This window comes from Haloprofundus halophilus, assembly GCF_003439925.1.
Classification (GTDB): Archaea; Halobacteriota; Halobacteria; order Halobacteriales; family Haloferacaceae; genus Haloprofundus; species Haloprofundus halophilus.
Genome location: NZ_QQRR01000002.1, coordinates 515455 through 539497, shown reverse-complemented (window position 1 = coordinate 539497; position 24043 = coordinate 515455). Strand labels below are relative to the sequence as shown.

General features: G+C 67.0%; 27 protein-coding genes and 1 pseudogene. 15 read left to right on the top strand and 13 right to left on the bottom strand.

All coding sequences use genetic code 11. The features are described 5' to 3' along the window. Nucleotides 1-356: 356 nt before the first annotated feature. The 4 genes from secY to DV709_RS12360 all read left to right on the top strand — a co-directional run bounded on the left by secY (nt 357) and on the right by DV709_RS12360 (nt 5152). The gene (gene secY / locus DV709_RS12375) at nt 357-1862 is read left to right on the top strand and encodes a preprotein translocase subunit SecY (protein WP_117594734.1); all 1506 of its coding nucleotides are present in this window, start codon (nt 357-359) and stop codon (nt 1860-1862) included. Between the two features lie 247 nt (nt 1863-2109). After that, nucleotides 2110-3165, top strand: coding sequence for a metal ABC transporter substrate-binding protein (locus DV709_RS12370; RefSeq protein ID WP_117594733.1), 1056 nt, complete (start codon nt 2110-2112; stop codon nt 3163-3165). Nucleotides 3166-3353: 188 nt separating this feature from the next. Next, nucleotides 3354-4154: a metal ABC transporter ATP-binding protein gene (locus DV709_RS12365; protein ID WP_117594732.1), complete on the top strand. Its 801-nt coding sequence runs from the start codon at nt 3354-3356 to the stop codon at nt 4152-4154. Further along, the gene (locus DV709_RS12360) at nt 4151-5152 is read left to right on the top strand and encodes a metal ABC transporter permease (protein ID WP_117594731.1); all 1002 of its coding nucleotides are present in this window, start codon (nt 4151-4153) and stop codon (nt 5150-5152) included. Before DV709_RS12365 ends, DV709_RS12360 begins: the two co-directional genes overlap by 4 nt. A gap of 78 nt (nt 5153-5230) precedes the next feature. On the opposite strand, the gene DV709_RS12355 is transcribed toward DV709_RS12360, so the two are convergent. After that, on the bottom strand, nt 5231-5659 hold the full coding sequence (locus DV709_RS12355; RefSeq protein ID WP_117594730.1) for a CopG family ribbon-helix-helix protein: 429 nt from the start codon (nt 5657-5659) through the stop codon (nt 5231-5233). A 206-nt stretch (nt 5660-5865) separates the two neighbouring features. On the opposite strand from DV709_RS12355, the gene DV709_RS12350 reads away from it, so the two are divergent. The 7 genes from DV709_RS12350 to DV709_RS12320 all read left to right on the top strand — a co-directional run bounded on the left by DV709_RS12350 (nt 5866) and on the right by DV709_RS12320 (nt 12640). Continuing rightward, nucleotides 5866-7941, top strand: coding sequence for a prolyl oligopeptidase family serine peptidase (locus DV709_RS12350; protein ID WP_117595309.1), 2076 nt, complete (start codon nt 5866-5868; stop codon nt 7939-7941). A 76-nt stretch (nt 7942-8017) separates the two neighbouring features. Beyond that, nucleotides 8018-8401, top strand: coding sequence for a hypothetical protein (locus DV709_RS12345; protein ID WP_117594729.1), 384 nt, complete (start codon nt 8018-8020; stop codon nt 8399-8401). Continuing rightward, nucleotides 8398-9375: an alpha/beta hydrolase gene (locus DV709_RS12340; protein ID WP_117594728.1), complete on the top strand. Its 978-nt coding sequence runs from the start codon at nt 8398-8400 to the stop codon at nt 9373-9375. The genes DV709_RS12345 and DV709_RS12340 overlap by 4 nt, the downstream gene beginning before the upstream one ends. Nucleotides 9376-9531: 156 nt before the next feature. Further along, nucleotides 9532-10776, top strand: a complete 1245-nt coding sequence (locus DV709_RS12335) for an ornithine cyclodeaminase (RefSeq protein WP_117594727.1) — start codon at nt 9532-9534, stop codon at nt 10774-10776. A 165-nt stretch (nt 10777-10941) separates the two neighbouring features. Next, on the top strand, nt 10942-11955 hold the full coding sequence (locus DV709_RS12330) for a DUF7490 domain-containing protein (protein WP_117594726.1): 1014 nt from the start codon (nt 10942-10944) through the stop codon (nt 11953-11955). A gap of 29 nt (nt 11956-11984) precedes the next feature. Continuing rightward, nucleotides 11985-12287, top strand: coding sequence for a hypothetical protein (locus tag DV709_RS12325; protein WP_157972732.1), 303 nt, complete (start codon nt 11985-11987; stop codon nt 12285-12287). A gap of 86 nt (nt 12288-12373) precedes the next feature. Continuing rightward, a complete protein-coding gene (locus DV709_RS12320; protein WP_117594724.1) occupies nt 12374-12640 on the top strand; it encodes a hypothetical protein in 267 nt (88 codons plus the stop codon). A 6-nt stretch (nt 12641-12646) separates the two neighbouring features. On the opposite strand, the gene DV709_RS12315 is transcribed toward DV709_RS12320, so the two are convergent. Then, the gene (locus DV709_RS12315; RefSeq protein ID WP_117594723.1) at nt 12647-13471 is read right to left on the bottom strand and encodes a ZIP family metal transporter; all 825 of its coding nucleotides are present in this window, start codon (nt 13469-13471) and stop codon (nt 12647-12649) included. Between the two features lie 97 nt (nt 13472-13568). Beyond that, complete coding sequence (locus tag DV709_RS12310; RefSeq protein WP_117594722.1) at nt 13569-14261, bottom strand: SDR family NAD(P)-dependent oxidoreductase; 693 nt, start codon at nt 14259-14261, stop codon at nt 13569-13571. A gap of 92 nt (nt 14262-14353) precedes the next feature. Here DV709_RS12310 and DV709_RS12305 point away from each other — a divergent pair, with 92 nt between their 5' ends. The 4 genes and pseudogenes from DV709_RS12305 (at nt 14354) to cruF (ending at nt 18328) form a co-directional block, all read left to right on the top strand. Beyond that, nucleotides 14354-14788: a hypothetical protein gene (locus DV709_RS12305; RefSeq protein ID WP_117594721.1), complete on the top strand. Its 435-nt coding sequence runs from the start codon at nt 14354-14356 to the stop codon at nt 14786-14788. Nucleotides 14789-14887: 99 nt separating this feature from the next. After that, nucleotides 14888-16498, top strand: a pseudogene (locus DV709_RS12300) (phytoene desaturase family protein); the annotation flags it as partial. Between the two features lie 131 nt (nt 16499-16629). Continuing rightward, nucleotides 16630-17463: a prenyltransferase gene (locus DV709_RS12295; protein ID WP_117594719.1), complete on the top strand. Its 834-nt coding sequence runs from the start codon at nt 16630-16632 to the stop codon at nt 17461-17463. Nucleotides 17464-17467: 4 nt separating this feature from the next. Then, nucleotides 17468-18328, top strand: coding sequence for a bisanhydrobacterioruberin hydratase (gene cruF, locus DV709_RS12290; protein ID WP_117594718.1), 861 nt, complete (start codon nt 17468-17470; stop codon nt 18326-18328). A gap of 37 nt (nt 18329-18365) precedes the next feature. On the opposite strand, the gene DV709_RS12285 is transcribed toward cruF, so the two are convergent. From DV709_RS12285 to DV709_RS12245, 10 genes are all read right to left on the bottom strand, one after another. Beyond that, complete coding sequence (locus tag DV709_RS12285) at nt 18366-19319, bottom strand: phytoene/squalene synthase family protein (protein ID WP_117594717.1); 954 nt, start codon at nt 19317-19319, stop codon at nt 18366-18368. 177 nt (nt 19320-19496) lie between these two features. Continuing rightward, entirely contained in the window at nt 19497-19670 is a 174-nt protein-coding gene (locus DV709_RS18060) for an HVO_2523 family zinc finger protein (RefSeq protein WP_168191196.1), read from the bottom strand. A 111-nt stretch (nt 19671-19781) separates the two neighbouring features. Then, nucleotides 19782-20285, bottom strand: coding sequence for an uL15m family ribosomal protein (locus DV709_RS12280; protein ID WP_117594716.1), 504 nt, complete (start codon nt 20283-20285; stop codon nt 19782-19784). Beyond that, nucleotides 20285-20749 carry a 50S ribosomal protein L30 gene (locus DV709_RS12275; RefSeq protein ID WP_117594715.1) on the bottom strand — a complete coding sequence of 155 codons (465 nt, stop codon included), beginning with the start codon at nt 20747-20749 and terminating at the stop codon, nt 20285-20287. The genes DV709_RS12280 and DV709_RS12275 overlap by 1 nt, the downstream gene beginning before the upstream one ends. Then, the gene (locus DV709_RS12270; RefSeq protein ID WP_117594714.1) at nt 20749-21393 is read right to left on the bottom strand and encodes a 30S ribosomal protein S5; all 645 of its coding nucleotides are present in this window, start codon (nt 21391-21393) and stop codon (nt 20749-20751) included. Before DV709_RS12270 ends, DV709_RS12275 begins: the two co-directional genes overlap by 1 nt. Beyond that, nucleotides 21390-21944, bottom strand: a complete 555-nt coding sequence (locus tag DV709_RS12265; protein ID WP_117594713.1) for a 50S ribosomal protein L18 — start codon at nt 21942-21944, stop codon at nt 21390-21392. The genes DV709_RS12270 and DV709_RS12265 overlap by 4 nt, the downstream gene beginning before the upstream one ends. Continuing rightward, nucleotides 21945-22406 (bottom strand): 50S ribosomal protein L19e, encoded by a 462-nt coding sequence (locus DV709_RS12260; RefSeq protein WP_117594712.1) that lies wholly within the window; start codon nt 22404-22406, stop codon nt 21945-21947. Next, nucleotides 22403-23110, bottom strand: coding sequence for a 50S ribosomal protein L32e (locus DV709_RS12255; protein ID WP_117594711.1), 708 nt, complete (start codon nt 23108-23110; stop codon nt 22403-22405). The genes DV709_RS12260 and DV709_RS12255 overlap by 4 nt, the downstream gene beginning before the upstream one ends. Further along, a complete protein-coding gene (locus DV709_RS12250; protein WP_117594710.1) occupies nt 23111-23647 on the bottom strand; it encodes a 50S ribosomal protein L6 in 537 nt (178 codons plus the stop codon). A 1-nt stretch (nt 23648) separates the two neighbouring features. Then, complete coding sequence (locus tag DV709_RS12245) at nt 23649-24041, bottom strand: 30S ribosomal protein S8 (protein ID WP_117594709.1); 393 nt, start codon at nt 24039-24041, stop codon at nt 23649-23651. Nucleotides 24042-24043 lie beyond the last annotated feature (2 nt).

Here is a 24043-nt window from a genome sequence, read left to right as displayed (position 1 = left end):
TGTTCCGGACGTGGTGTTCCGGACGTGGTGTTCCAATTGCAGTATTCCGAATGTAACGCTCCGAATGTAGTGTTCCGAATGTAACGCCCCGAGTGCAGTACTCTCGGTAGGAGACACCGGTACATCCCGCCGAGCGCAGACGACGACTACCGTTCGGTCGAATTCACTCGGTATCGGGGGCGTGCGTCGCTGACGGGTCGACTCGCCTCCCGTAGTTCGGCGAACGACTCGGCGAACGGCTTCCAGTCTACCGATTTCGGCGTCTGATTCTCGTTACTCGGCCGATGATACCAGTCCACAACCGGCCGGCAACAAAAGCGAAGAACATACAAATCCCGATGCGAAGTAGCCGGTATATGGGTTGGAAAGAGACGGCCGAACCAGTTTTAACGCGGATGCCCGCAGTCGAGCGTCCGGAGGGGCACGTACCCTTCCGGCGCAAGCTCGGCTGGACCGCCGGGATTCTCGTGTTGTACTTCTTCCTCACGAACGTCACCCTCTTCGGGTTAGACGTTTCGACGCAAAGCGACCTGTTCGGACGCTTCCGGTCTATCCTCGCCGGGGCGCAGGGGTCGATTCTACAGTTGGGTATCGGTCCCATCGTCACCGCGAGCATCGTCCTCCAGTTGCTCGGTGGTGCGGACCTGCTGGGACTCGACACGAACGACCCGCGCGACCAGATCCTCTATCAGGGACTGCAGAAGTTCCTCGTCGTCGTGATGATCTGTCTGACGGGCATCCCGATGGTGTTCGCCGGGAACTTCCTCCCGCCGAGTCAGGCCGTCGCCGAGGCGCTCGGAATCTCGGCGACCGGCGTGAGAACGCTGCTGTTCGCCCAGATATTCGTCGGCGGCGTCCTCATCCTGTTCATGGACGAGATCGTGAGCAAGTGGGGCGTCGGCTCCGGTGTCGGGCTGTTCATCATCGCCGGCGTGAGCCAGCAGCTCGTCGGCGGGCTGTTCGCGTGGCCGTCGCTCGGCGGCGCGCCCGGCTTCATCCCGACGTGGATCGGTATCCTCACCGGCTCGCAGCAACTGGCCGACGGTCAGTTACTCACCGGTGCGGGTATCCAGGCGCTACTGTTCCAACCGGGACAGATTCTCGCCTTGTTCACGACGGTGCTCATCTTCGCCATCGTCGTCTACGCCGAATCCGTCCGCGTCGAGATTCCGCTCAGCCACGCCCGCGTAAAGGGCGCTCGCGGGCGCTTCCCCGTGAAGCTCATCTACGCGTCCGTCCTGCCGATGATTCTCGTCCGCGCGCTGCAGGCGAACGTCCAGTTCCTCGGCCGCATCCTCTACTCGCAGAGTCCCGCCGGCGCTAACGCGATTACGCTGTTCGGGACGTCGATGCCGTGGCTCGGTCAGTACGGCTCCGACGGACAGCCCGTAGGCGGACTGTTCTACTACTTCGCGCCGATTCAGGCCCCGCAGGACTGGCTCTGGTTCCTCGCCGGGACGGCGGCGGAGCCGTGGCAGATTCTCATCCGGGTCGCCATCGACCTGACGTTCATGGTCATCGGCGGCGCGATATTCGCCATCTTCTGGGTCGAGACGACCGGGATGGGCCCGGAGTCGACGGCGCGACAGATTCAGAACTCCGGGATGCAGATCCCCGGGTTCCGTCGTAACCCGCAGGTCATAGAGAAAGTGATGGAGCGCTACATCCCGCAGGTGACGGTCATCGGCGGCGCGCTCGTCGGCCTGCTCGCCGTCATGGCGAACATGCTCGGTACCATCGGCCAGGTCTCCGGGACGGGTCTGCTGCTGACGGTCTCCATCACGTACAAACTGTACGAGGAGATCGCCGAGGAGCAGCTCATGGAGATGCATCCGATGATGCGCCAGATGTTCGGTCGGTAGACGAGCGGCTCCTCCTCTTCGACTCCCTCTCGTGTGTGCACTCCTCTCGGTAGTTACCTCCGGATGTCTCGCTGGTCACCGAGAGTCCGTCGCCGGTGTCGATTCTTTCCCGCCCAACAGTGACGGCTCGGTCCTCGTCGCGTCGTTCTCCGCCTCTCTTCTCATACACTTTCGCCACCAGCTAACAACAGTTCACAACTGGATAGTAGAACTTATTAACCAGAGAGGGCGGATTAGTAACCAGAGCATGAGTCTTCACAACCGCAGAGATGTCCTGGGGATGGGCGCCGGGCTCCTGACCGCGGCACTCGCCGGGTGTACGGATACGAACGCGAGCGGGGGGTCCAGCGGGGCGAACGGGGAGGACGAGCCGACGGCGCAGGCGTCTTTCTTCGTCCTCTCGGATTTCGCGTCGAGCGTCGCCGGCGACGCGGCCGCCGTCGAGAACCTCGTTCCGTTCGGCCAGCACGGCCACGGATGGGAACCCGGACCGGACCTCCAGCGAACGGTGTTGCAGTCGGACGCGTTCGTCTACATGGGCGAGGGGTTCCAGCCGTGGGCGGACAACGTCGTCACGAACCTCGAAGACGCAGAGAGCGACGTGGCTGTCATCGAAGCGCGTCATGGGGTCGACTTGCTCGGTGCTCCGAGCGACGGCGACGACCACGGCGACGACCACGGCGACGAAGCGCATCAGAACGAAACTCACGAAGAGGAGCATCACAACGAGTCCGAGGACAGTGGCGGCCGCGAACACGAGCACAGCGATGCGGACCCCCACTTCTGGCTGGACCCCACGCGCGCGGCGACTGCAGTCGAGACCATCAGAGACGGCTTCGCCGAGTTCGACGAGTCGAACGCCGACGTCTACGCCGAGAACGCCGACGCTTACGTTCAGACGCTCGAAGAACTCGACGCGACGTTCGAGGAGAGGCTGTCGGGGCGACAGCGCGACGACGTCCTCGTCGCCGGACACAACGCGCTCCAGTATCTCGACGACCGCTACGGGTTCCACGTCCACGCGCTGACCGGCCTCTCGCCCGACGACCAACCGTCGGCGCAGGACATCACACGGGCACAGGGGCTCGTCGAGGAGCACGGCATCACGCACGTCTTCGCGCCCGTGTTCGAGTCCGACCGCGCCGCTCGACAGCTGGTCGAAGAGACCGACGCCGAGGATACCCTCCCGGTCACGTCGATTCCGGGCGTGACCGAGGAGTGGAACGAGAAGGGGTGGGGGTACGTCGAGGTGATGCGAGAGGTGAACCTCGGCAGCCTCGAGACCGCGCTCGGGGCAGAATGAACGCCGGTCGACACGGCCGTTCCGTCAGACGCTTCACCCGCGGCACCGTCGGAGCGGACGAAGAGACGGGTGAACGCAGAGATGAAGAGATGGGTGAACGCAGAGATGGAGAGACGAGTGAACGCAGAGATGGAGAGACGAGTGAACGCAGAGACGATCGCCACCGAGGGGACGGACGCCAGTAACGTATGACCGCAATCGAGCTATCCGACGTCACGTTCGGCTACACCGACACGCCGGTCGTCGAAGACGTGTCGCTCAGCGTCGAGGAGGGCGAGTTCCTCGGCCTCGTCGGGCCGAACGGCTCCGGTAAGAGCACGCTCCTGCGACTGATGCTCGGACTCGCCAGCCCCGACGCGGGGACCGTCGAACTGTTCGGCGAGTCCGCGCGGTCGTTCGACGCGGGGGAGCGCCTCGGCTACGTCGCCCAGGACGTCGCCAACGCCGCGACGGAGATGCCCATCACCGTCCGCGAAGTCGTCGAGATGGGTCGCTACCCCCACGTCGGCTTCGGTCGACTCGGCGCGGAAGACCGCCGCATCGTCGCCGACGCGCTCGACACCGTCGGCGTCGCCGAGCTCGCCGACCGCCGTCTCGCGCACCTCTCGGGCGGGCAGCGACAGCGCGTGTTCATCGCTCGCGCGCTCGCGGGAGAGGCGGACCTGCTCGCGCTGGACGAACCCGCCGTCGGCGTCGACGCCGACTCCAGAGAGGCGTTCTACGACCTCCTCCGGGACCTCAACGATGACGGCCTGACCGTCGTGCTCATCGAACACGACATCGGCGTCGTCACCGAGCACGCGACCACCGTCGCCTGCCTGAACCGTCGGCTGTTCTTCCACGGCGAGCCTTCGGGCTTCGCCGAGAGCGACGCGCTCTCGCGGGCGTACGGCGCGAACCAGCGGATGCTGGAACACGACCACAGCCACGACCACGCCCACGACCACACCCACGACCACAGCCACGACAGCACCCGCTCGCAACCATGACCGCCGCGCCGCTCCCACAGAGTTCGACCGTGCTCCTCTTGGAGTTCGTGAACCGGTTAGTGCAGCTGTTCGGCGACGGGATGTGCGCGGCGACGCGACCGCTCGGTTTCGAGATTCTCTGCTATCAGTTCATGCAACAGGCGTTCGTCGCCGGCCTCTGCGTCGGCGTCGTCGCGCCGCTCGTCGGCAGTTTCCTCGTCCACCGCGAGATGGCGTTCATCGGCGACACGCTGGCGCACACCGCCTTCGCGGGCGTCGCTATCGGGCTGTTTCTCGGGTCGGCGTTCGAAATCGGCGTCTCGCCGTACGTGACGGCGCTCGTCGTCGCCGTCCTCTCGGCGCTACTCATCGAACTCATCGCCGACTACACCGACGCTTACGGCGACGTCTCGATGGCCATCGTCCTCTCGGGCGGCTTCGCGCTCGGAACGGTCGTCATCAGTCTCACCGACGGCGGTATCGCCGTCGGTATCAGCCAGTACCTCTTCGGCAGTCTCTCGACGGTGACGCTGGAGAACGCCTCGGTGCTGCTGTTGCTCAGCGCGCTCGTCGTCGGCGTCGTCGGCCTGACGTACAAACAGCTCCTGTTCGTCACGTTCGACGAGACGGCCGCACGCGTCGCCCGGGTGAACGTCCCGCTGTACAACCGCCTGATGGTGATGCTGACGGCGCTCGTGGTCGTCGCCGCCATGCAGATTATGGGCGTCATCCTCGTCGCGGCGATGCTCGTCGTCCCCGTCGCCGCCGCGGCGCAGGTCGCCCGCAGCTTCCGCGAGTCGGTGCTCGTCGCCGTCGTCGTCGGCGAACTGGCCGTCCTCCTCGGCCTCGCGGCCTCCTACCAGTACGGCGTCGCCGCCGGCGGGGCCATCGTCCTCGTCGCCATCGGCCTCTACGCCGTCGCCGTCGTCGGCGACCGGGTCGCCCCCCGGCGCTCCGAGACGGCGACCGAGGCCACCGCCGACGGCGGGGACGTCAGAAACGCAGAGGGCCGGCCGTAACATCGCTGCGACACAGTCGGCTCTCTACCGCAACCGCCTCACTACCGCGACCGGACACCGCGCAGGAAAGCGACCGCCTCACTCGACGTCGGCCAGCGGGCCGAACTTGTCGACGGGCATCACCGAGTAGTCGACGGAGAGCGTGTCTCTGGTCGCGCGGACCTTGCCGACGAACGTCGAAATCTCTTCGAGCGTCCCTTCGAGGACGAACAGTTCCATACAGTAGTGCGCGCCGACGTGACTGTGGAAGTTCGAGGCGACGAGACTCTCGTGTTCGTGGCGCAGGTGCATCATCCGCTCTTCGACGCTCGTCGTCTCGTAGTCGAAGACGACGGTGACGACGCCCATGAGTTCGCGGTCTTCCAAGCGCGTGTCCTCGAACTCGCCGAGGAGGTTGCGGGAGGCTTCGCGGACGACCTCGCTGCGGCCGGTGTAGCCGTGGTCCTCGGCGAACGCGTCGATGCGTGCCAACAGTTCCTCCGGCATGGAGACGCTGACGACGGTCATGTATTAACTCACTGCCCTTGAGCTATTAATCGTTATTATTCGAAGGCCGCCCGCCGTCGAACGAGTTGCCGACGAGCCGCCGACGGGCCGCCGACGAGGGCGCGACGAAACGGCCGCTCGAACGCGTCGAACCGCGGTACACGCCGGCCCCGGCGGAGAATCACCGACGCCCACAGTTATATAACGAGCGTCCGCAACCGCGAAGTATGCACGAACCTCCGCAGACGCCGCGCCGTGAGGTGGTCGACACCCTCCACGGCGAGGAGGTTACCGACCCCTACCGCTGGTTGGAAGCCGAGTCTGCCGAAGTCAGCGAGTGGGTCGAACGACAGAACGCCTACGCCGAGTCTATGCTGGACGTTCCGGCGAGACGCGTTCTCGAAGCGCGGTTCGACGAACTCGCTCGCGCCACCGACTACGAGGCGGTGCGGCCCGCGGCCGGCCGCTACTTCCAGCGCGTGAAAGCCCACGACGACGAACAGCCGGTGTTGTGCGTCCGGGACTCGCTCGACGGCGACCGACGGACGCTCGTCGACCCCAACGAGTGGTCCGACGACGGCACCGTCTCGATGGACTGGTTCGTCCCGCACCCCGACGGCGAGTTCCTCGCCTACGGCGTCGCTACCGGCGGCGACGAGCAGTACGACGTTCGTATCATCGACGTCGTCTCCGGCGACCTGGTCGACGAACTCGTCGGCGTCGGGCGCATCTCCGCGACCGGTTTCGCGTGGACCGCCGACGGCTTCTACTACGTCTCTACCGGCACCCGAGAGGGAGACGGCGTCCGCCAACTCGACAAAGAGATCAGACACCACGTGCTCGGGTCGCCGAGCGACACCGACGCGCTCGTCGTCGACGACTTCGAAGAGCAGGTCTGGCCCGTGCTCGAAACCGACGACGACGTCCTCGTCGTCCAGTACTACGAGGGCTGGGACCGCTCCGAGGTGTACGCGCTCGACGAGACGCCGGACGCCGGACGCACCGAACCGGTGGACCTCGTCCCCGTCGTCACGGAGTTCGACGCGACGTTCGAGCCGACGCTCCGCGACGGCTACCTCTACTTGCTCACCGACTTCGACGCGCCGCGTTCCCGACTGCTCGGCTGCGACGTGGAGACGGCGCTCTCTGGCGACGCGCACCCCGACGAGATGGACGTCGTCGTCCCCGAACACAAGGAGATTCTCCGCGACATCGCCCTCGGCGACGACCGAATCGTCGCCCACTACCACCGCAACGCGCACTCGGCGCTGTCGACGTTCACCCGCGACGGCGAGCGCGTCGGTCGCATCGACCTCCCCGAGTACGCCGCCGTCGCCGGGACGTACGCGTGGGACGGCGAGCTGTTCTACACCGTCGAGTCGTTCGAGCGCCCGCCGCGGGTCTGCTGTGCGGACCTCGAAACCGAGGAGACGCGCACGCTCGACGAACCCGAGGTCGGAATCGAAGCCGACCTCGAAGTGAAACAGGAGTGGTTCGAGTCCGCCGACGGCACGCGTATCCCGGCGTTCGTCGTCCACCGCTCGGACCTCGAGCTGGACGGCGACAACCCGACGGTTCTGACGGGCTACGGCGGCTTCCGGGTCAACCGCACGCCGACGTTCAACCGCTTTGCCGTCCCGTTTCTCGAAGCGGGCGGCGTCTACGTGTCGGCGACGCTGCGCGGCGGCGCGGAGTTCGGCGAACAGTGGCACGAGGCGGGTCGACGCGGGAACAAACAGAACGTGTTCGACGACGCCACCGCCGTCGCCGAGGGCCTCGTCGAGCGCCGGTACACGAACCCGGACCGCCTCGCCGTCTCCGGGGGCTCTAACGGCGGCTTGCTCGTCGGTGCGCTCATCACGCAACGCCCGGACCTCTTCGGCGCGGCGCTGTGTCTCGTCCCGCTGTTGGACATGCTGCGCTTCCACAACTTCCTGCTCGGTCCGTCGTGGACGACGGAGTACGGCAGCCCCGACGACCCCGTCGACTACGAGTACATCCGTGCGTACTCGCCGTACCACAACGTCGAGCGGACCGAGTACCCGGCGACGCTGTTCACGACGGCGGCCGGCGACACCCGCGTCCACCCGAGCCACGCCCGGAAGATGACCGCGCGACTGCAGGCGGTCAACACCGGCGACGAACCGGTGTTGCTCCGCACCGAGGAGAAAGCGGGACACGGCCTCGGCAAACCCACCTCGATGTACGTCACCGAACAGGCCGAGCAGTGGGGCTTTCTCTGTCGCTCCCTGGGGCTCGACGCCGACGACCTGCGGTCGACGGAGCGGCCGCCGTCGGCGTAGTCGCCGGTCTGGTTCTACCCCGAACCGAACTGTCCGCGCGGCAAGCGTTTAGCCCCCCGCGCTCGTATCCCGTCCTATGACCGACCCGAGCGTCATCGAGGAGGAACTCCGGGGCAACGGAATCAGCGTCGAATCGGTGGACGTCGACGACGGGGTCGACGAGACCGGCGGCGTCGACCTGACGTACATGACGGCGTTCCCCGCCGCCCACGTCAATCGCCGCGAAGTCGGCCAGGCACTGACCGCCTTCATCGACCTCGCGCGGGAGGGCGCGTGGAGCCCCGAACCGGTCCGCGCGACGTCGATTCGAATCGACGACGACGTGCAGGGTCGCTGGCGGGTCGAAGCCGGCTGGTTCGAGGACTACCTCTCGTACAACCTCTCCGACGAGGACTTCTCGGAACTCGTCCTCGACACGCTCGAAGAGGAGCCGTCGATGTTCGCCGGAGGCGACAGATGAGCCGAGAGGAGAGCGCGTGGCGACACCGCGAAGGCGTCGACGCGACGACGGGCGAGCAGCGTCGTCCCTCCCGCTACGAGTTCTCGACGGTCAGCGTCCGATTCGACAGCGACGACGAGCGCTGCGTCGGGACGTTGTACCGCCCGGACCGACCGAAGAACCCGCCGCTGGTTCTGATGGCGGCCGGGTTCGGCTCCGACCGCGAGTTCGGCCTCCCCGTCTACGCCGAGCGGTTCGCGGAGCGAGGCTACGCCGTCTTCCTCTTCGACCACCGCCACTTCGGCGACAGCGAGGGGGAGCCGCGAAATCTGGTCAGCCCCGCGAAACAGATCGCCGACTGGCGGGCGGCCATCGAACGGGCCGACGAGTTAGACGGCGTCGACGCGGACCGACTGGTCCTCTGGGGGTCGTCGTTCGCGGGCGGTCACGTCCTGGAGGTCGCGGCGGGCGAACCGCACGTCGCGGCGGTCGTCTCGCAGGTTCCGTTCGTCGACGGCCGGTCGATGACGCTCGGCAAGGGCCTGAAGTTCGCCGCCAAGTCGCTGCCGTTGGCGCTCGCCGACAAACTCCTCTCGTTCGTCGGACGCTCGAAGACGGTTCCCGTCGTCGGCACCCCCGAGGAGTTCGCCGTCATCAACGAACCGGGCGCGAAGACGGGCTTCTTCGACCTCGTGCCGTCGGGCTCGGACTGGGAGAACGAGACGCCCGCGCGGGTGTTCCTCTCGATTCCCGGCTACCGACCCGGGACGAAAACCGACGAGGTCCACTGCCCGACGCTCGTCGTCGCGGGCGAACACGACGAACTCGTCTCGCTCTCGGACGTCGAGAGCGCCGCGTCGAAGCTCCCCAACGGGACGTTCCTCCGACTTCCGGTGGGGCACTTCGACGTCTACGGCGGGGAGACGTTCGAGGAGGCGCTGGCCCACCAGTTCGCCTTCCTCGACCGCGTCGTCGGCGACCCGGCGGACGACTGATGGCGGAAGCGGACGACTGACGCCAGACGGTGGAGGCGGACGGCGACCGGCGCCAACTGACGGCGAGAGCGGACGACCGACGACCCGGCTCACCGCTCGCGTCGCAAGCTTCCCCCGCGACGCAACTCTCTTTTCGGTCTCCCGCGTCTCTCCGCTATGACCGTCTCCCGCACCGTGGAACTGGAGGGCCACATCATCGACTCGGGGATGATGGGCCAGTGTTTCGGCATCGTGATGGACCTCGGCGGCTCGTTCGAGGTCGAGGAGTTCGAGGTCGGCCGCCACAAAGACGCCACCACCTACTGCCGGATGCGCGTCTCCGCCGACACCGAAGGTGACCTGCAGACCATCGTCCACGAACTCCACCAGAACGGCGCGAACCCCGCCGACCCGCGCCCGGCCTCAGTCGAACCCGCCCCCGACGACCGGGTCGTCCCCGCCGGCTTCTACTCGACGACGAACCACCCGACCGAGGTGTTCTACCGCGACGAGTGGATTCCCGTCGACGACATCGAGATGGACTGCGCCGTCGTGATCGAGGAGGGTGCGGACGGCGAACGCAGCGCCCGGACGAAAGTGCTGAACGCGATTCGGGAGGACGACCTCGTCGTCGTCGGCGAGTCGGGAATCAGGGTCAAGCCGCCGGAGCGCCCCCGCGACGCCTCCGGGCCGTTCGGCTTCATGCAGGGCGGCGTCTCCTCGGAGCGCCCTTCCGAGTCGCTCATCCGCGAAGTCGCCGAGGCGCTCGTCGAGACGAAGCGCGACGGCGGCAACGTGCTCGTCGTCGCCGGGCCGGCGCTCATCCACTCGGGCGCGGGCGACGCGCTCGCGGACCTCGTCCGCGAGGGGTTCGTCGACGGGCTCTCGGCGGGCAACGGCTTCGCCACCCACGACATCGAACGCGGCCTCTACGGCACCTCCCTCGGCATGGACATGGAGACGATGGAGCACCCCCGAAAAGGGCACAAACACCACATCTACACCATCAGCGAGGTCATCCGCGCGGGCGGTATCCCCGAGGCCGTCGACGCCGGACTCATCCAGGAGGGCGTGATGTACGAGTGCGTCCGGAACGACGTGAACTACGTGCTCGCGGGCTCCATCCGCGACGACGGCCCGCTGCCGGACACCATCACCGACGCCGTCGAGGCGCAGAACGCCATCCGCGAGCAGGCCCACGAGGCCGACCTCGTGTTGATGCTCTCGACGCTGCTTCACTCGGTCGCCGTCGGTAACTGCCTCCCGTCGACGACGAAAACCGTCTGCGTCGACATCAACCCCGCGACGGTCACCCAGTTGCTCGACCGCGGGTCGTCGCAGGCCATCGGCATGGTGACCGACATCGGGACGTTCGTCCCGACGCTCGCCGAGAAAGTGTTCGAAGCCGAGGCCGAGCAGTAGCGCCGGAGGCGGGGCCGAGAGACGAGTCCAGTATCCCAACCGAGCAGCGTCCGAAACCGAAGTCGAGCGGTCGCCCGCCCGAGACCGCACCCGGGTTCGTGCCTTCTACTCTTTTCACGCCGGAACTACACAAAACATTTAACTTCGGCACGTAACCGCCGTGACATGAACCGTGAAACGACGTTCGTCGCCGCGGCCGCCGTCGTGGCCGTGGTGTCGCTCGTCGCCGCCGCGGTGGTCCCCGGTGCCCTCGCCGACCCGACCGACGACGGGCCGCTCCGTCCCGGCCCCGTCCAGGTCGAGGAGGTCCCCATCACGCCCGGCGCTGTGACGGGTGAGACGGCCACGCTGGCCGTCGAAACCAGACTCGAACACCGAGGCAACCCCACCGACAACGTGACCGTACTGTTCCGCGCCATCGACAGCGAGTCGAACCTCGTCGAGACGAGTCGCACCGTCGACGTCGGCGAACTGACGGGCGACCGCGAGACGCCCGTTCGCGCGAATCTCACCGTCGCCCGCGAGGGCGGTTACGAGATAGAGACCGTCGTCTTCCGCGACGGCGAACGCGTCGACACCGCCAGTCGGCGCGTCAGCGGCCTCGAAGCGCTCACCCCCGCCTACGCGCGGTCGAACGTCGAGTTCGCCGAGTCGACGGGGCTGCAACCCGTCTCCGTCTCGGTCGGTTCCGCCGACGGCGACCAGGTGACACTGGACCTCTCGGCGGCGCTGACGAACGGCGGCGACGCGCCGACCGGCGACCTCGAAGTGACGTTCGTCGTCCGGCAGGCGGAGTCGAACGTCGTCGCCGACCGGGTCACGGTCCCCGTCGACGAGATTCGCGCCGGGCGAACCTCGACCGCCGACGCCTCGGTGACGGTGCCCGCAGAGTACAACTACTACGTCGACGCCATCCTCTGGCGCGACGACGTCCACGTCGACTCCGCCCAGAGCGTGGCGAACCTCGACCCGACCGAGCGCATCAGCGCGGACGTCACCGAACAGGAAGTCGAGTTCGAGGTGGAGGACTTCGAGTCCGACGACGAGGAGCCGCCCGCCGCCGAAGACGGCGGCGCGAACAGGGGAACCACGCAGTCCGACACGCCCGGGTTCGGCGTCGTCGTCGCCGTCGTCGCCCTGCTCTCGACGGCGCTATTCGCCCGGAGGCGCTCGGAATGAACGCGAACGACGAACCGACGACTACAGCGATGAACACAGACACCAGCGCGACAGCACGAACCGACGGCGGAACGGCGAACAGCAAGACGAATCCGAGCGACGACCGCGACCGGTCGGGTCGAGACGTGCGGACGCTCATCAACTACGCCGCACTGGCCGTGTTGGTGCTGTTCGCGCTCGTCACCGCGGTCCAACTGTACACCGCAGTCGGCGGCGTCATCGACCGCTGGGTCGCCCCCGACTACCGCATCTTCTTCCGCGCGGCGTTCAACCTCGTCGTGCTCCTGCTCTGCGTCGGCGGCATCTCGCTGCAACTGCGGCGATTGGACTGACGGCGTCGACCCGACGCGTCTCCGGTTACGTCGCCGACACGAGACGGTTCAGAAGGCCTATGAGTGGGCCGCCGACCCCAACCACCATGGACCCGACGACGGGGGCGATGGACCCGAAGACGAAGCGACAGCACGAGTGCGCTATCGCCGTCCCCAGAACGGAGAGAGACGCCGCGGTCGAACTGATTCGAGACGACATCCTCTCGGAACTCACCGAGGAGTGTCCCGAGTGCGGGCACTACGCGACGCTCTCGACGTACGAACCGACGTTCTTCGAGGGGCGCGACCCCGAGAAAATCTCGGTGGCGTTCACCTGCCCCTCCTGCGAGTGGCCCATCGGCCTCAACCTCTGATTCGGTTCACAGCGCGACCCACGCGGCGAAGACGACGAGGCCGCCGAGACTCGTACTGACGACGGCGTGCAGCCGGAGTCGGTCGAGCAGCGCGTGGGCGTCACCCTCGACGCTGAGCGTCTCGTGAATCTCGCTGCCGAGTTCGCAGCGGGGCAGGAAATCCATCGCCACGTGGAGGAAGACGCCCGCAGCGAACCCGAAGACGACACCTCGGACCGCGGCCGTCGCCGGGAGGACGACGACGCTCGACAGGATGGCCGCGAGACCGACGCCCGCCGCGGGCAGCAGCAGCACCGACCACTCCCGACCGGCGCGGCGCAGTCGCGTCGCGGCGGCGTACCCCGCCGGCCCCTTGTGCGAGACGATGGCCAGTCCGAGCGTCAGGCCGACCTCCATGTTGCCGTAGACGATGCCGATGATAGCGCCCGCCGAGAGCGCGTGCGCCGATAGCTCCGTCGCGGTTCGGTCCAACGGGAAGTCGAGATGGGCGAGGCGGTGGCCGACTGTGTGCGAACCGAAGCCGACCAACAGCCCGAGTGCGACGCCGAAGCCGCCGTACTGGGGAACCCCGCCGCTGACGCCGATGGCCTGCGGGAGCAGGAACACCGCCGCGCTGGTTATCATCGCGCCGCTGGCGAGGCCGTAGCCCCAGACGAGAACGTCCGCTCGCTCGTCGGTCCGCCGCGCGCCGAACCACCCCGCGACGGCCATCGCCAGAAACGCCACCCACGAGATGACGAGGAGGTCTCTCGCTCCGCGTTGGAGCGCGACGGCCGAGAGAGCGACCAGCAGCGCGACCGAACCGATGCCTATCGCCGAGCGTCGTTGCACGTTGTGAACTGGACGGCTCGGATTAATATGGTCGTCGGTCCGCGGACAGATTCCTCCACGACGGACCGCTTCCAGCCGCCTTCGGTGTGAATCGGGTCTACCTCGTCGCCTCCTTCCACGTCCGGAGGTCGAGAATCTCCCCGTCGAGTTCGCTCGCATCCGCTTCCGTCGCCGCCCAGACGAACATCGACGCCGCGTCGTCGGGGTCGCGGCCCCGTTCGTCGGTGAGGTCGGTGGCGACGAGGCCGGGGTCGACGACGCCGACGGTCTGTGAGAGGTCGGCGGCGAATCCGAGCGCCAACGCCTCGGCGGCGGCTTTCGAGACGGCGTACGAACCCATCCCGGCTTTCGCCTCGCGGGCGACTGACCCGGACGGGACCAGCACACGGGCGTCGTCGGCCATGTGTGGGACTGCCTCTTTGACCGCCGCGAACACGCCGCGGACGTTCGTCCGCATCGTGTCGTCGAAGCGCGCGTACGACTCCTCGGCGGTCGGCATCTCGCCGGGCGTTCCGTGGCTGACGCCCGCGCACGCGACGAGGACGTCTATCGGCCGACCCTCCCGCGCCGCGCGCTCCATCAGACGCTCAACGTCGAACTCGTCGCGGACGTCGGCTCGCTGGGTGAGTATCGCGGCGCCGCTCTCGTCGACCGCTGCCGCGAGTTCGTCCAGCGCCTCGTCGTCGCGGGCGCAGGCGACGACGCGTGCGCCCTCCGCGGCGAACGCTGCGGCGACGCTGCGACCGATTCCCCGACTCGCACCCGTGACGACGACCGTCGTATCGTCCATACCCTCGGTTAGGGCGAATCCGACCTAAAGGTGCGTCTCCTCGCCCGAGCGGAAGCGTACAGACTTTTGTCGGTGGCTGTCTCTGTGGGAGTATGACACACGGTTCCGATGTCGTGACGTTCGACGCGGACGCTGCGCTCGGGGCGGCCCGGGAAGCCGTCGACGGGCCGCTCTACTCGTTCGCCGTCTACACGCCGGACGTGTACGAACTGCTCCACGTCGAAGACGCTACACAGACGTTCTATCGCGACCGCGAGCAGATGGTCGCTCACTTCGACCAGATACACAGCTACGCCGGTATCGACTTCGCGGAGATAGACCTCCTCACCGAGGAGCTGTTCCCCGTCGCCGACCGCGTGAACTACGTCACGACGGCGATGGACTACCTGAAGTTTCTCCGCATCTACTTCGACCAGGAGGGTATCTTTCTCGCGCTCTCGCCGGACGAAGCAGTGACGGCCGTCGTCGAAGCCGTCGAAGCCGCCGTCGACGGGACGACAGTCGACCCCGAAGACGCGGAGCCGTAGTTCGACGGTAGCCCGCCGTCGAGAGCGGTCGACGACGACAGACTGCGAGACAGTGACACAGTCAGTCGTTTTATGCTCCGAACGCCCCTAGTGCGTGTCATGACCTTTCCAACGAACGGCGACGGCACCGGCGACGCCGACGCCGTCGGCGACGTCGAGGCGAACACCCCGGCCGCGGACGTCGGGCGACGGTTCGGGTCCGGTCTCGACGGCGACCGCGAGGGCGTCCGCGAGGCGTTGTCGGCGCTGTCGGGCCAATCCGTCGTCGTCGTCGGCAGCGGCTTCGGCGGTCTCTCGACGGCCTGCTACCTCGCCGACGCCGGAGCAGACGTCACCGTGTTGGAGAAAAACGAGCAGCTCGGCGGGCGCGCCAGCCGTCTGGAGGCCGAGGGCTTCCGCTTCGACATGGGGCCGTCGTGGTATCTGATGCCCGACGTGTTCGAGGACTTCTTCGGCTACTTCGGGAAGCGACCCACCGAGTACTACGACCTCGAACGGCTCGACCCTCACTATCGGATTTTCTTCAAAGACGGCGACCGCGTGGACCTCGTCCCCGACATGGAGACGAACAAACTGCTGTTCGACTCCTACGAGGAGGGCGCGGGTGAGACGCTCGAACGCTACCTCGAAAAGTCCGAGCGCAACTACCGCATCGGGATGGAGCACTTCGTCTACAAAGACCGTCCCCGCCTCCGCGACTACGTCGACACCGACGTGCTCCGGCACGCGTGGGGGCTCTCGCTCGTCGGGTCGATGCAGGGCCACGTCGAGGAGTACTTCGACAACCCGAAGCTCCAGCAGATAATGCAGTACACGTTAGTGTTTCTCGGCGGCGCGCCGTCGAACACGCCGGCGCTGTACAACCTGATGAGCCACGTCGACTTCGAACTCGGCGTCTACTACCCCGACGGCGGCTTGGGTGCCGTCGTCGACGCGATGGTCGACCTCGGCGAGGAACTCGGCGTCACCTTCCACACCGGCGACGCCGTCACCGAAATCCGAGGACGCGAGGGCGGGTTCGTCGTCCGCACCGAGTCGGGCGAGGAGTATCTCTCGGACCTCGTCGTCTCCGACGCCGACTACGCGCACACCGAACAGGAACTCCTCCCGCCGGAGAAGCGACAGTACGACGCCGACTACTGGGACTCCCGAACCTACGCCCCGTCGGCGTACCTCCTCTATCTCGGCGTCGAGGGCGACGTCGAGGAACTGGCCCACCACACGCTCGTCCTCCCCACGGACTGGGAACCGCACTTCGACACCATCTTCGGCGACCACTCGTGGCCCGACGACCCGGCGTACTACCTCTGTGTCCCCTCGAAGACCGACGACTCGGTCGCCCCCGAGGGCCACAGCAACCTGTTCGTCCTCGTTCCCATCGCCGCTGGACTGGAGGACACCCCCGAACTCCGCGAGTCGTTCCGCGAACTCGTTCTCGACGACGTCGCCGAGAACACCGGCGTCGACCTGCGCGACCGAATCGTCTTCGAGAAGTCGTTCTGCGTCGACGACTTCGCGGAGCGCTACAACAGCCAGCAGGGGACGGCGCTCGGGATGGCACACACGCTCCGCCAGACCGCCCTGCTCCGCCCGCCGCACCGCTCGAAGGAGGTGTCGGGACTGTACTTCACGGGGTCGTACACGACACCCGGCATCGGGGTGCCGATGTGTCTCATCAGCGGCCGACTCACCGCCGAGTCGATGGCGAAGCACTCGGGGCGCGAGGAGCCGCGGCCGCCGGTCGAGGACGAGACGGTCCGGGCCGACGGGAGCGTGACCGAGTCCGGTGGTGCCGACGACGAGACGACACGCCGAGAGCAGGCGAGTCGAACGGACGACTGATGGGTCGCCTCGGCTACCTGCTGAAGCTCTCGCGCCCGCGCTTCTGGTTCTACCTCGCGGGCCCCGTCGTCGTCGGCGTCGCCTTCGCCGCCGAGTCGGTTTCGGACCTGTTCGCCCCCCTCGCGCTGGCGCTGTTCGGCTACTTCCTCGTCCCGGCGAACGTGTTCCTGTACGGCGTCAACGACGTGTTCGACGCCGAAATCGACGCCGAGAACCCGAAGAAGGAGGACAAGGAGGTCAGATTCGGCGGCGACCCCGTCGTCGTCGGCGTCGTCGTCGCCTCCGGACTCGCGGGGCTGGCGCTCTTCGCCGTGACCCCGCGAGTGGCGTGGGTCTGGCTGGCGGCGCACTTCCTTCTCGCCGTGGAGTACAGCGCGCCACCGTTTCGGTTCAAGACCAAGCCGCTCTTAGACTCCGTCTCGAACGGGCTGTACGTCCTACCGGGCGTCGCCGCCTACGCCGCCGTCGCGGGCGAACAGCCGCCGCTCGCGGCAGTCCTCGGCGGCTGGCTCTGGACGATGGGGATGCACACGTTCTCGGCGATCCCCGACATCGAACCCGACCGCGAGGCGGGCATTCGGACGACCGCGACCGTGCTCGGCGAGACGCGGACCTACGCGTACTGCGCGGGGTGTTGGCTCGCGGCGGCGCTCGCGTTCGGTCTCGTCGACCTCCGCATCGGTCTGTTGCTCCTGGCGTATCCGGTCGTCGTCTTCGCCATCTATCTGTCCGACGTGGACGTCTCGCGGGCGTACTGGTGGTATCCGGCGCTGAACACGGGTGTCGGGATGGTGCTCACGATGGGCGCACTCTGGAGGTTGCTGCGTGGCTGATTCGATGTCGACGGTCTCCGAGTACGTTCCCTCGAACCGCACGGAGATGGAGGCCCGTCTCGACCGTCTGGTCCGCGAGAACCGCTTCACCATCTCCGTGGTGTTCCCGGTCGTCGGCGGCGTGCTGCTCGTCGCCAGTCGACTCGAACTGCTCCCGCCGCCCTTGGCGTTCAACGCCCTCCTCATCCTCCTCGGGACGTTCGTGATGCGCTCGCCGCTCGTCGTCGGCACGCTCCCGCTGTTCGACCGTCGAGCCGTCGTCGGCGTCTCGGCGCTCGCGCTGTACGCCTACGCCATCGAGTACACCGGCGTGGAGACGGGGTGGCCCTACGGCGAGTTCTACTACGGCGTCGACCTCGGGCCGACAGTCGAGGGGATTCCGCTGGGGCTCCCTATCTTCTTTCTCCCGCTGGTGATGAACTCGTATCTGCTCTGTCTGCTGCTGCTCGGCGACCGCGCGGACAACCCGGCGGTCCGCCTCTTTTCGGTCGTCGTGACCGTGCTGGCGATGGACGTGGTGCTCGACCCCGGTGCCGTCGCGCTCGGCTTCTGGGTGTACCCCGACGTCCCGCCCGGCGGCGGCTTCTACGGCGTCCCGCTGTCGAACTACGCGGGGTGGGTCGTCAGCGCCACCGTCGCCGTCGTCACGCTCGACTGGGCGTTCGACCGCCGGGCGTTGCTCGCGCGACTCTCGCGCTGCGAGTTCATGCTCGACGACCTCGTGAGCTTCGTCATCCTCTGGGGGAGCGTCAACGTCGTCTTCGGCAACTACGTCCCCGCGCTGGTCGCGGTGCTGTTCGGAGTCGGTCTGCTGCGAACCGAGCGGTTCGACGCGGGGCTGCTGCGGCCGTCGTGGCTTCGGTGAGTTCGAACTGGAAGTAGAGGAGAGGAGTGCGGTCCACTCAGCGCGCCGGAAGCCCGTCGTGGCGTCCCGCCCCCGCCGTCGGCGACCCGCGTTTCGACACCGAGCTGACGCGCCAGAACACCGTCTCGGGGTCTTTCGTCCACATCCAGTGGTAGCGGGTGCGGGCGAACAGGCTCAGTTTTCGGAGTCGACTCAACTGCGGCGTCGCCGAGAGCACGTCGTAGTTCCGGTCGCGGATGAGGCGGTGGTGGTCGGCGTACAGCACGGCGGCCAACAGCACCGAGAACTGGCAGTCCTCGGGGAGGTACTTGATGCCGGCGACGCCCTCGCGGTAGAGCGTCTCCGTTCGGTGGAGCTCCGACTCCATGGCGGTGGTGAAGCCCTCGGTGAGCTCGTAGCGCCGGAGCTGCGCCTCCGTCACGCCGTGCTCGTCGAGCGTCGTCTGCGGGAGGTAGATGCGGTCCCGCTCGTCGATGTCCTCGCGCACGTCGCGCAGGAAGTTCGACATCTGGAACGCCTCGCCGAGCTTCGTCGCGTGCGGCAGCGCTCGCCCCTTCTCTTCGGGGTCCATGACGGCAGTCATCATCCGACCGACCGCGGCCGCCGAGCCGTCCATGTACGCCTCCAGTTCGGCGTACGTCTCGTAGCGACTCTTCGTGATGTCGGTCGCCATCGCGTCGACGAACGTGTTCACGTCCGCGTCGTCGATGCCGTACTCCTCGCGCATCTCCGAGAACGCCGACAGCACCGGATCGTCGGTCTCGGCTTCCCCGAGCGCCGCGGCGCGGAGCCGTTCGAGTTCCGCGCGCTGTTCTTCGGGGCTCGCGTCGCCGGCGTCGTCGACGACTTCGTCGGCCAGTCGGAAGAACGCGTACAGGACGTACGTCGCGTGGCGAACCCGCTGGGGGAGAAGTCGCGTGGCGAAGTGGAACGTCTTTCCAGTTCGCTGTTGTATTGCTTTACTTCGGGCGACTTGCTCGTCTCTCACCATGGGCTCGCTTCCTGCGGTTGCCCTGTCCATCGTCTACTCGGGTCACAACAGCGCATGAGCTACCATCTCTAGGGAGTGCAGGCTCATAATCGTTAGTACCGATACAAGTTGGAAACCGGCCGGCGCTCCTCCTCTCGTCGCTCGGTTGGCCGCCGCCGCGGCGCCGACGGGACCTAGTTACCAGAACGTGTCGCTGCAGTCGTAAACGACGCCGTGGGTCGGACAGACGTACTTGCAGTGGCGGTGCTGCATCGACGCGCCGCAGAACGGACAGGGTCGCCCGCGCGGCGTCTCCTCGGAGTCCGTCTCCGAGCGACTCTGTCGGGTCGACTCCTCGGTCGTCTCGGTCACGGCAGCAGGTCGGCGTGCCAGGGGTTTGATTGTTACTCTCGGCGCGACGTCGTCGACGGCGCAGTCGCTCGCGAGAGCGATAACGCGAGAAATCGCGCGTGGACGACGGAGTTACTCGTCGTCTTCGGCGTCTTCGTCTTCCTCGGCCGCTTCGGCCTCGGCGACGAGATGCTCACCGTACTCGGAGAGGACGGCGCTGCCGCCGTTCTCCTCGAGGTCCTCGACGGCCGTCGACGTGAACGCGTCGGCGACGACGTGCAGTTCGTTGCGGACCTGCCCGCCGCCGAGCACTTTCACGACGTCGGTGTCGCTTCGCGCGTCGACGACGTCTCGGGCGTCGAGACGGTAGCCGTCACCCTCCTCCTCGGCGAGGTCCTCCGCGGCGTACAGCGCCGCGTCCTCGTCGAGCTTCTGGAGTCGAACCTCGACGACGTCGAGTTGCGTGTCGTCGGGACGGGTGAAGCCGTGTTTGCCGAGCGGTTCGTAGTTGTGGAACTCGTGTTTCGCGCGTCCCGCGCGGCCGCGGCCGCCGCGGTGACCGGCGCCGCGCCGGTTCTTGTGCGTGCCGCCGCCGTGGGTTCGGGAACCGCGCTGTCGACGTTTCTTGGATGTCATTATCGCATCGCCTCCAGGAGTTCGTCGATGTCCTCGGCCTCGTGTTTGCCGAGCTGGCCGCCTTCGGTGGTCGGGTGCTTGAGACCCTTGTGCCCGCCGCGCGGCGGGTGGAGCCGAAGCGACGGGGAGAGACCCTGCTCGCGCAGCGTCGTCTCCTCGTCCACGAGCGCCTCCGCGAGCGCGCCGAGGTCGTCGTAGTCGGTGTTGTCGGCGACGTAGTCGTCGTCGACCGTCGCGTCGCCTTCGAGCGGCTCCGCGCGCTTGCGCAGCAGCGTCTCGACGACGTCGGCGCTCGGTTCGCCGTGTGCGACGTACTCGTTGACTTTCGTCACCATGCCCTCGTAAGTGTCCGTCTCGGGGACGAACGCGCAGTGGTTGACGCCGTGGATGTTGAGCATCTTCAGGGTGTCGTGCACCGCTTCGCTCATGTTGACGTCACCGCGAATCTGAACGACTGCGCGCATCACTCGCTCACCTCTTGCTGGACTTCGCGGGCGTGCCGCGGCGTCCGGGACTGCGAGGCGTTCCGAAGCGCGTTGTACGTCGCCTTCGCGAGGTTGACCGTCGTCCGCGTGTTGCCGTCGGACTTCGTCCACGCGTCCTGCACACCCGCGAGTTCGAGGATGCTGCGGACGGTGGGCGCGGCCGCGAGGCCGAGACCCATCGGCGCGGGGATGACCTCGACGGTCACCGACCCGGCTTTGCCCTCGGCTTTCCGGGTCAGCGAGTGGGTACCGCCCGCGCGGTCCTCCCACGAACCGGAGCCTCGGTCGACCTTGATGATGTTCAGCTTTGCGACGTCGATGGCCTTCTGAATCGCCGAGCCGACCTGGTCGTCGCGGGCCTCGGCGTAGCCGAGGAACCCGTCGCGGTTGCCGACGGCGACGACGCACCGGAACTTCACCCGGCGGCCGGAGTCGGTCATCCGCTGGACCATGTTGATGTCGAGCACGTCGTCGTCCAGTCCGGGGAGGAGCTGGTCGACGATCTCGGGCTCTTTCAGCGGCAGGCCCGTGTCGAGCGCCTGCTCCATCGACGTGACGTCGTCGTTCTGGACCATTCGGCCGAGGCGCGTTCGCGGCTCCCAGCCGTTGTTGTTTCTGCTCATTCGTCGTCCTGTAGTTGTTCGAGCACGTCGTCGAAGTGCTCGGGTAGTTTCGTGGCGTCGAACTCCCCGCCGTACAGCGGCTCGTCGAGCTGTTCCGCGTACTCGGCGATGTGCTCGCCGCGGTTACGCGACCAGTCGGCCAGCACGCTGTCGTTGTGCGGGATTTCGAGGCCAGCGTCTATCGCTCCTTCCTGAACGGCGAACACCTTGTTGCCGGGCGTCGCCGTGTTCAGGCCGATGTCGAGGACGGCCTCTTCGAGGCCGGCTTCGACCGCTCGCTTGCCGACGAGGTAGCCCGTCAAGTACGCGCTCGGGAGGTTGCCCGTGGGGGCTTCCCAGCCGTACTCGGCGAGTTCCTCGGAGGAAGCGGCGGCGTGTGTGTTGTCGCCGTCGGGTCCGGGGGTTACCAGCTGCGCCCTGACGTGCTTGTTACTGACGCGGGCTACGAGCCGCGGCTTGCCGGATTTCAACAGGCGCAACCGCTGATGGTAGTCGGTCCGGACCTCGCGACGGCGTCGCATCGGTACCTTGTATCGTGGTCCTGTCGCCATCTATTGGTCCTCCAGTTCGATTTCGTAGTTGTTCCGTGCGTACGCTTCGAGGCGGTCGACGCTGTCGAACTCCCCACCGCTGGCCTTGTTGTACAGCTCGCGGTACTGGGTTCGGTTCAGCGGACCGTCGTCGCGCAGCTCCTTGAGTCGGGCTCGCTGGGCGCGAATCCGGCTCATCCACTCGTCTTTCGAGTCTCGCCGCGCACCGGCTTTCCCTTTGCGGGTGCCGGGGCCGCTGCGGTGGCCGTACTCTCGTTTGGCCTGCCGCTCGCGGGCGCGTCCGCGCGAGTTGGACTTGGCGTCCTTCGCGCGGATGGTGCCACTGTCGACGAGGTCGCGGATGTCCTCGCGCGTGATGGCTTCGGCGATCTCGGCCTGTTCGTCCGGGTCGAACCAGACGCGGCTCTTGCCGACGTCGAGGACGTCGGCGGCCATGCGTCGCTGTGCGCTCAGATCCGTCATTGGTCGACCTCCACTTCGACGTAGGTCGGGTTGAGGACGCGAATCTCGCGGTCCTCACAGACGTCCTCGATGCGCTCGCGCTTGCGAGCGCCGACTTTGCTGGCGATGCGGACGGCCTGCGTGTCGCCGTCGACGTCTTCGAGGTCGCCGACGTTGTGGACGTAGACCTCCTCGAAGCCGCTCGGGTGCAGACCGCGGGCGGCCTTCGGCGTGCGGTAGCCCGCTTCGACCATCGAGCCTTTGCCCTTGATGCCGCGTCGCTGCTTGGAGAGTCCGCCGCGCGGCTTGCGCCACGACTCGGGGACTCGCTTCTTCGCGTGGTACTTCTGGCGGCGGAACGCGGGCATGCCCTCGCGGTGCTTCTGCCCGAGCGCGCGCGCCGTCTCGTCGTCGAGGCTCGGCGTCTTGTCGGCGTGGCCGCGCGGACGGAGCTCCGTCTCGACGTCCTCGTCGGCCTCGTCGGCTTCGGGTTCGCCCTCGTCTTCGACTTCGGCCTCGGTCTCCTCGGAGACTTCGAGTCCGCCGACGTCCGCTTTGATGCGGGCCGCCAGCGCGTTGCCGATGCCTTCGACGTCGGCGAGCTCCGACTGGCTCGCCGCCTTCACGTCCTCGATGGACTCGTAGCCGGCTTCCTGCAGCGCCTCGGCCTTGCTCGGCCCGACGCCGCTGATCTCTTCGAGCGTCTCCGGTTCGTCGTCGGCCATTTATGCACCACCTGCCTGTGGCTTCTCGGTGATGTAGACGCCGTCTTGGAACACGCGGGTGTCCTTGTCGGTGACGCGCGTCAGCTGTTCGATGGACGCGGCGGTCTGCCCGACGGCTTCCTTGTCGGAGCCGGTCAGGATGACCTCCTCGCCGTCGATCTGTACGTCGGTGTCGCCGCGGATCTGCGCGCGGCGCGGTGCCTTCTCACCGAGGAAGTTCTCGATGACCACTTCGTCACCCTCGACGCTGACCTGCATCGGGAAGTGAGCGTAGTAGACCTCCATCCGGTACTCCCAACCGTCGGTGACGCCGTGGAGCATGTTTCGGATGTGGCTCTCGAACGTTCCGATGGTCGCGTTCGTCTTCGCGTTCTCGGCGTCGCTCTCGACGACCACGCGGTCGTCGTCGACGCTGACGGAGACGTTCGGGTACCAGAGTCGTCGCGTGACGGACCCGTTCGGTCCCTCGACGGTGAGGTCGAGGTGGTCTACCTCGGCGGAGGCGTCGTCTGGAATTTCGATTTCGACTCGACTCATATTAGTAGACGTATGCGATTACTTGTCCACCGATGCCCTGTTCGCGGGCCTCGTAGTGGCTCATGACGCCGTGGCTCGTCGTGACGATGAGCGCCCCGTAGTCACGGGCGGGGAGGAATCGCTTCTCCCATTTCTCGAATTCGCCAGCGCCCGCCGAGTAGCGGGGCTTGACTGCGCCACAGTGATTGATAGCGCCTTTCAGTTCGACCTCGAACCGACCGGCTCTGCCGTCGTCGACGAACTCGAAGCCGTCGATGTACCCGCGGTCGTAGAAGACCTCGAGAACGGAGCCGATGATGTTCGAGGCGGGTTGTACCTCGTGGGACAGATGCCCGACGCTCTCGGCGTTGTCCACGCCGGAGAGCGCGCTGCTGAGTGGGTCGTTGTCAGCCATTG

What these genes read in the sequence shown, in the direction of transcription:
- secY (WP_117594734.1), top strand. Translation starts at nt 357, where the DNA reads ATGGGTTGGAAAGAGACGGCCGAACCAGTTTTAACGCGGATGCCCGCA.
- DV709_RS12370 (WP_117594733.1), top strand. Translation starts at nt 2,110, where the DNA reads ATGAGTCTTCACAACCGCAGAGATGTCCTGGGGATGGGCGCCGGGCTC.
- DV709_RS12365 (WP_117594732.1), top strand. Translation starts at nt 3,354, where the DNA reads ATGACCGCAATCGAGCTATCCGACGTCACGTTCGGCTACACCGACACG.
- DV709_RS12360 (WP_117594731.1), top strand. Translation starts at nt 4,151, where the DNA reads ATGACCGCCGCGCCGCTCCCACAGAGTTCGACCGTGCTCCTCTTGGAG.
- DV709_RS12355 (WP_117594730.1), bottom strand. Translation starts at nt 5,659, where the DNA reads ATGACCGTCGTCAGCGTCTCCATGCCGGAGGAACTGTTGGCACGCATC.
- DV709_RS12350 (WP_117595309.1), top strand. Translation starts at nt 5,866, where the DNA reads ATGCACGAACCTCCGCAGACGCCGCGCCGTGAGGTGGTCGACACCCTC.
- DV709_RS12345 (WP_117594729.1), top strand. Translation starts at nt 8,018, where the DNA reads ATGACCGACCCGAGCGTCATCGAGGAGGAACTCCGGGGCAACGGAATC.
- DV709_RS12340 (WP_117594728.1), top strand. Translation starts at nt 8,398, where the DNA reads ATGAGCCGAGAGGAGAGCGCGTGGCGACACCGCGAAGGCGTCGACGCG.
- DV709_RS12335 (WP_117594727.1), top strand. Translation starts at nt 9,532, where the DNA reads ATGACCGTCTCCCGCACCGTGGAACTGGAGGGCCACATCATCGACTCG.
- DV709_RS12330 (WP_117594726.1), top strand. Translation starts at nt 10,942, where the DNA reads ATGAACCGTGAAACGACGTTCGTCGCCGCGGCCGCCGTCGTGGCCGTG.
- DV709_RS12325 (WP_157972732.1), top strand. Translation starts at nt 11,985, where the DNA reads ATGAACACAGACACCAGCGCGACAGCACGAACCGACGGCGGAACGGCG.
- DV709_RS12320 (WP_117594724.1), top strand. Translation starts at nt 12,374, where the DNA reads ATGGACCCGACGACGGGGGCGATGGACCCGAAGACGAAGCGACAGCAC.
- DV709_RS12310 (WP_117594722.1), bottom strand. Translation starts at nt 14,261, where the DNA reads ATGGACGATACGACGGTCGTCGTCACGGGTGCGAGTCGGGGAATCGGT.
- DV709_RS12305 (WP_117594721.1), top strand. Translation starts at nt 14,354, where the DNA reads ATGACACACGGTTCCGATGTCGTGACGTTCGACGCGGACGCTGCGCTC.
- DV709_RS12295 (WP_117594719.1), top strand. Translation starts at nt 16,630, where the DNA reads ATGGGTCGCCTCGGCTACCTGCTGAAGCTCTCGCGCCCGCGCTTCTGG.
- cruF (WP_117594718.1), top strand. Translation starts at nt 17,468, where the DNA reads ATGTCGACGGTCTCCGAGTACGTTCCCTCGAACCGCACGGAGATGGAG.
- DV709_RS12285 (WP_117594717.1), bottom strand. Translation starts at nt 19,319, where the DNA reads ATGGTGAGAGACGAGCAAGTCGCCCGAAGTAAAGCAATACAACAGCGA.
- DV709_RS12280 (WP_117594716.1), bottom strand. Translation starts at nt 20,285, where the DNA reads ATGACATCCAAGAAACGTCGACAGCGCGGTTCCCGAACCCACGGCGGC.
- DV709_RS12275 (WP_117594715.1), bottom strand. Translation starts at nt 20,749, where the DNA reads ATGCGCGCAGTCGTTCAGATTCGCGGTGACGTCAACATGAGCGAAGCG.
- DV709_RS12270 (WP_117594714.1), bottom strand. Translation starts at nt 21,393, where the DNA reads ATGAGCAGAAACAACAACGGCTGGGAGCCGCGAACGCGCCTCGGCCGA.
- DV709_RS12265 (WP_117594713.1), bottom strand. Translation starts at nt 21,944, where the DNA reads ATGGCGACAGGACCACGATACAAGGTACCGATGCGACGCCGTCGCGAG.
- DV709_RS12260 (WP_117594712.1), bottom strand. Translation starts at nt 22,406, where the DNA reads ATGACGGATCTGAGCGCACAGCGACGCATGGCCGCCGACGTCCTCGAC.
- DV709_RS12255 (WP_117594711.1), bottom strand. Translation starts at nt 23,110, where the DNA reads ATGGCCGACGACGAACCGGAGACGCTCGAAGAGATCAGCGGCGTCGGG.
- DV709_RS12250 (WP_117594710.1), bottom strand. Translation starts at nt 23,647, where the DNA reads ATGAGTCGAGTCGAAATCGAAATTCCAGACGACGCCTCCGCCGAGGTA.
- DV709_RS12245 (WP_117594709.1), bottom strand. Translation starts at nt 24,041, where the DNA reads ATGGCTGACAACGACCCACTCAGCAGCGCGCTCTCCGGCGTGGACAAC.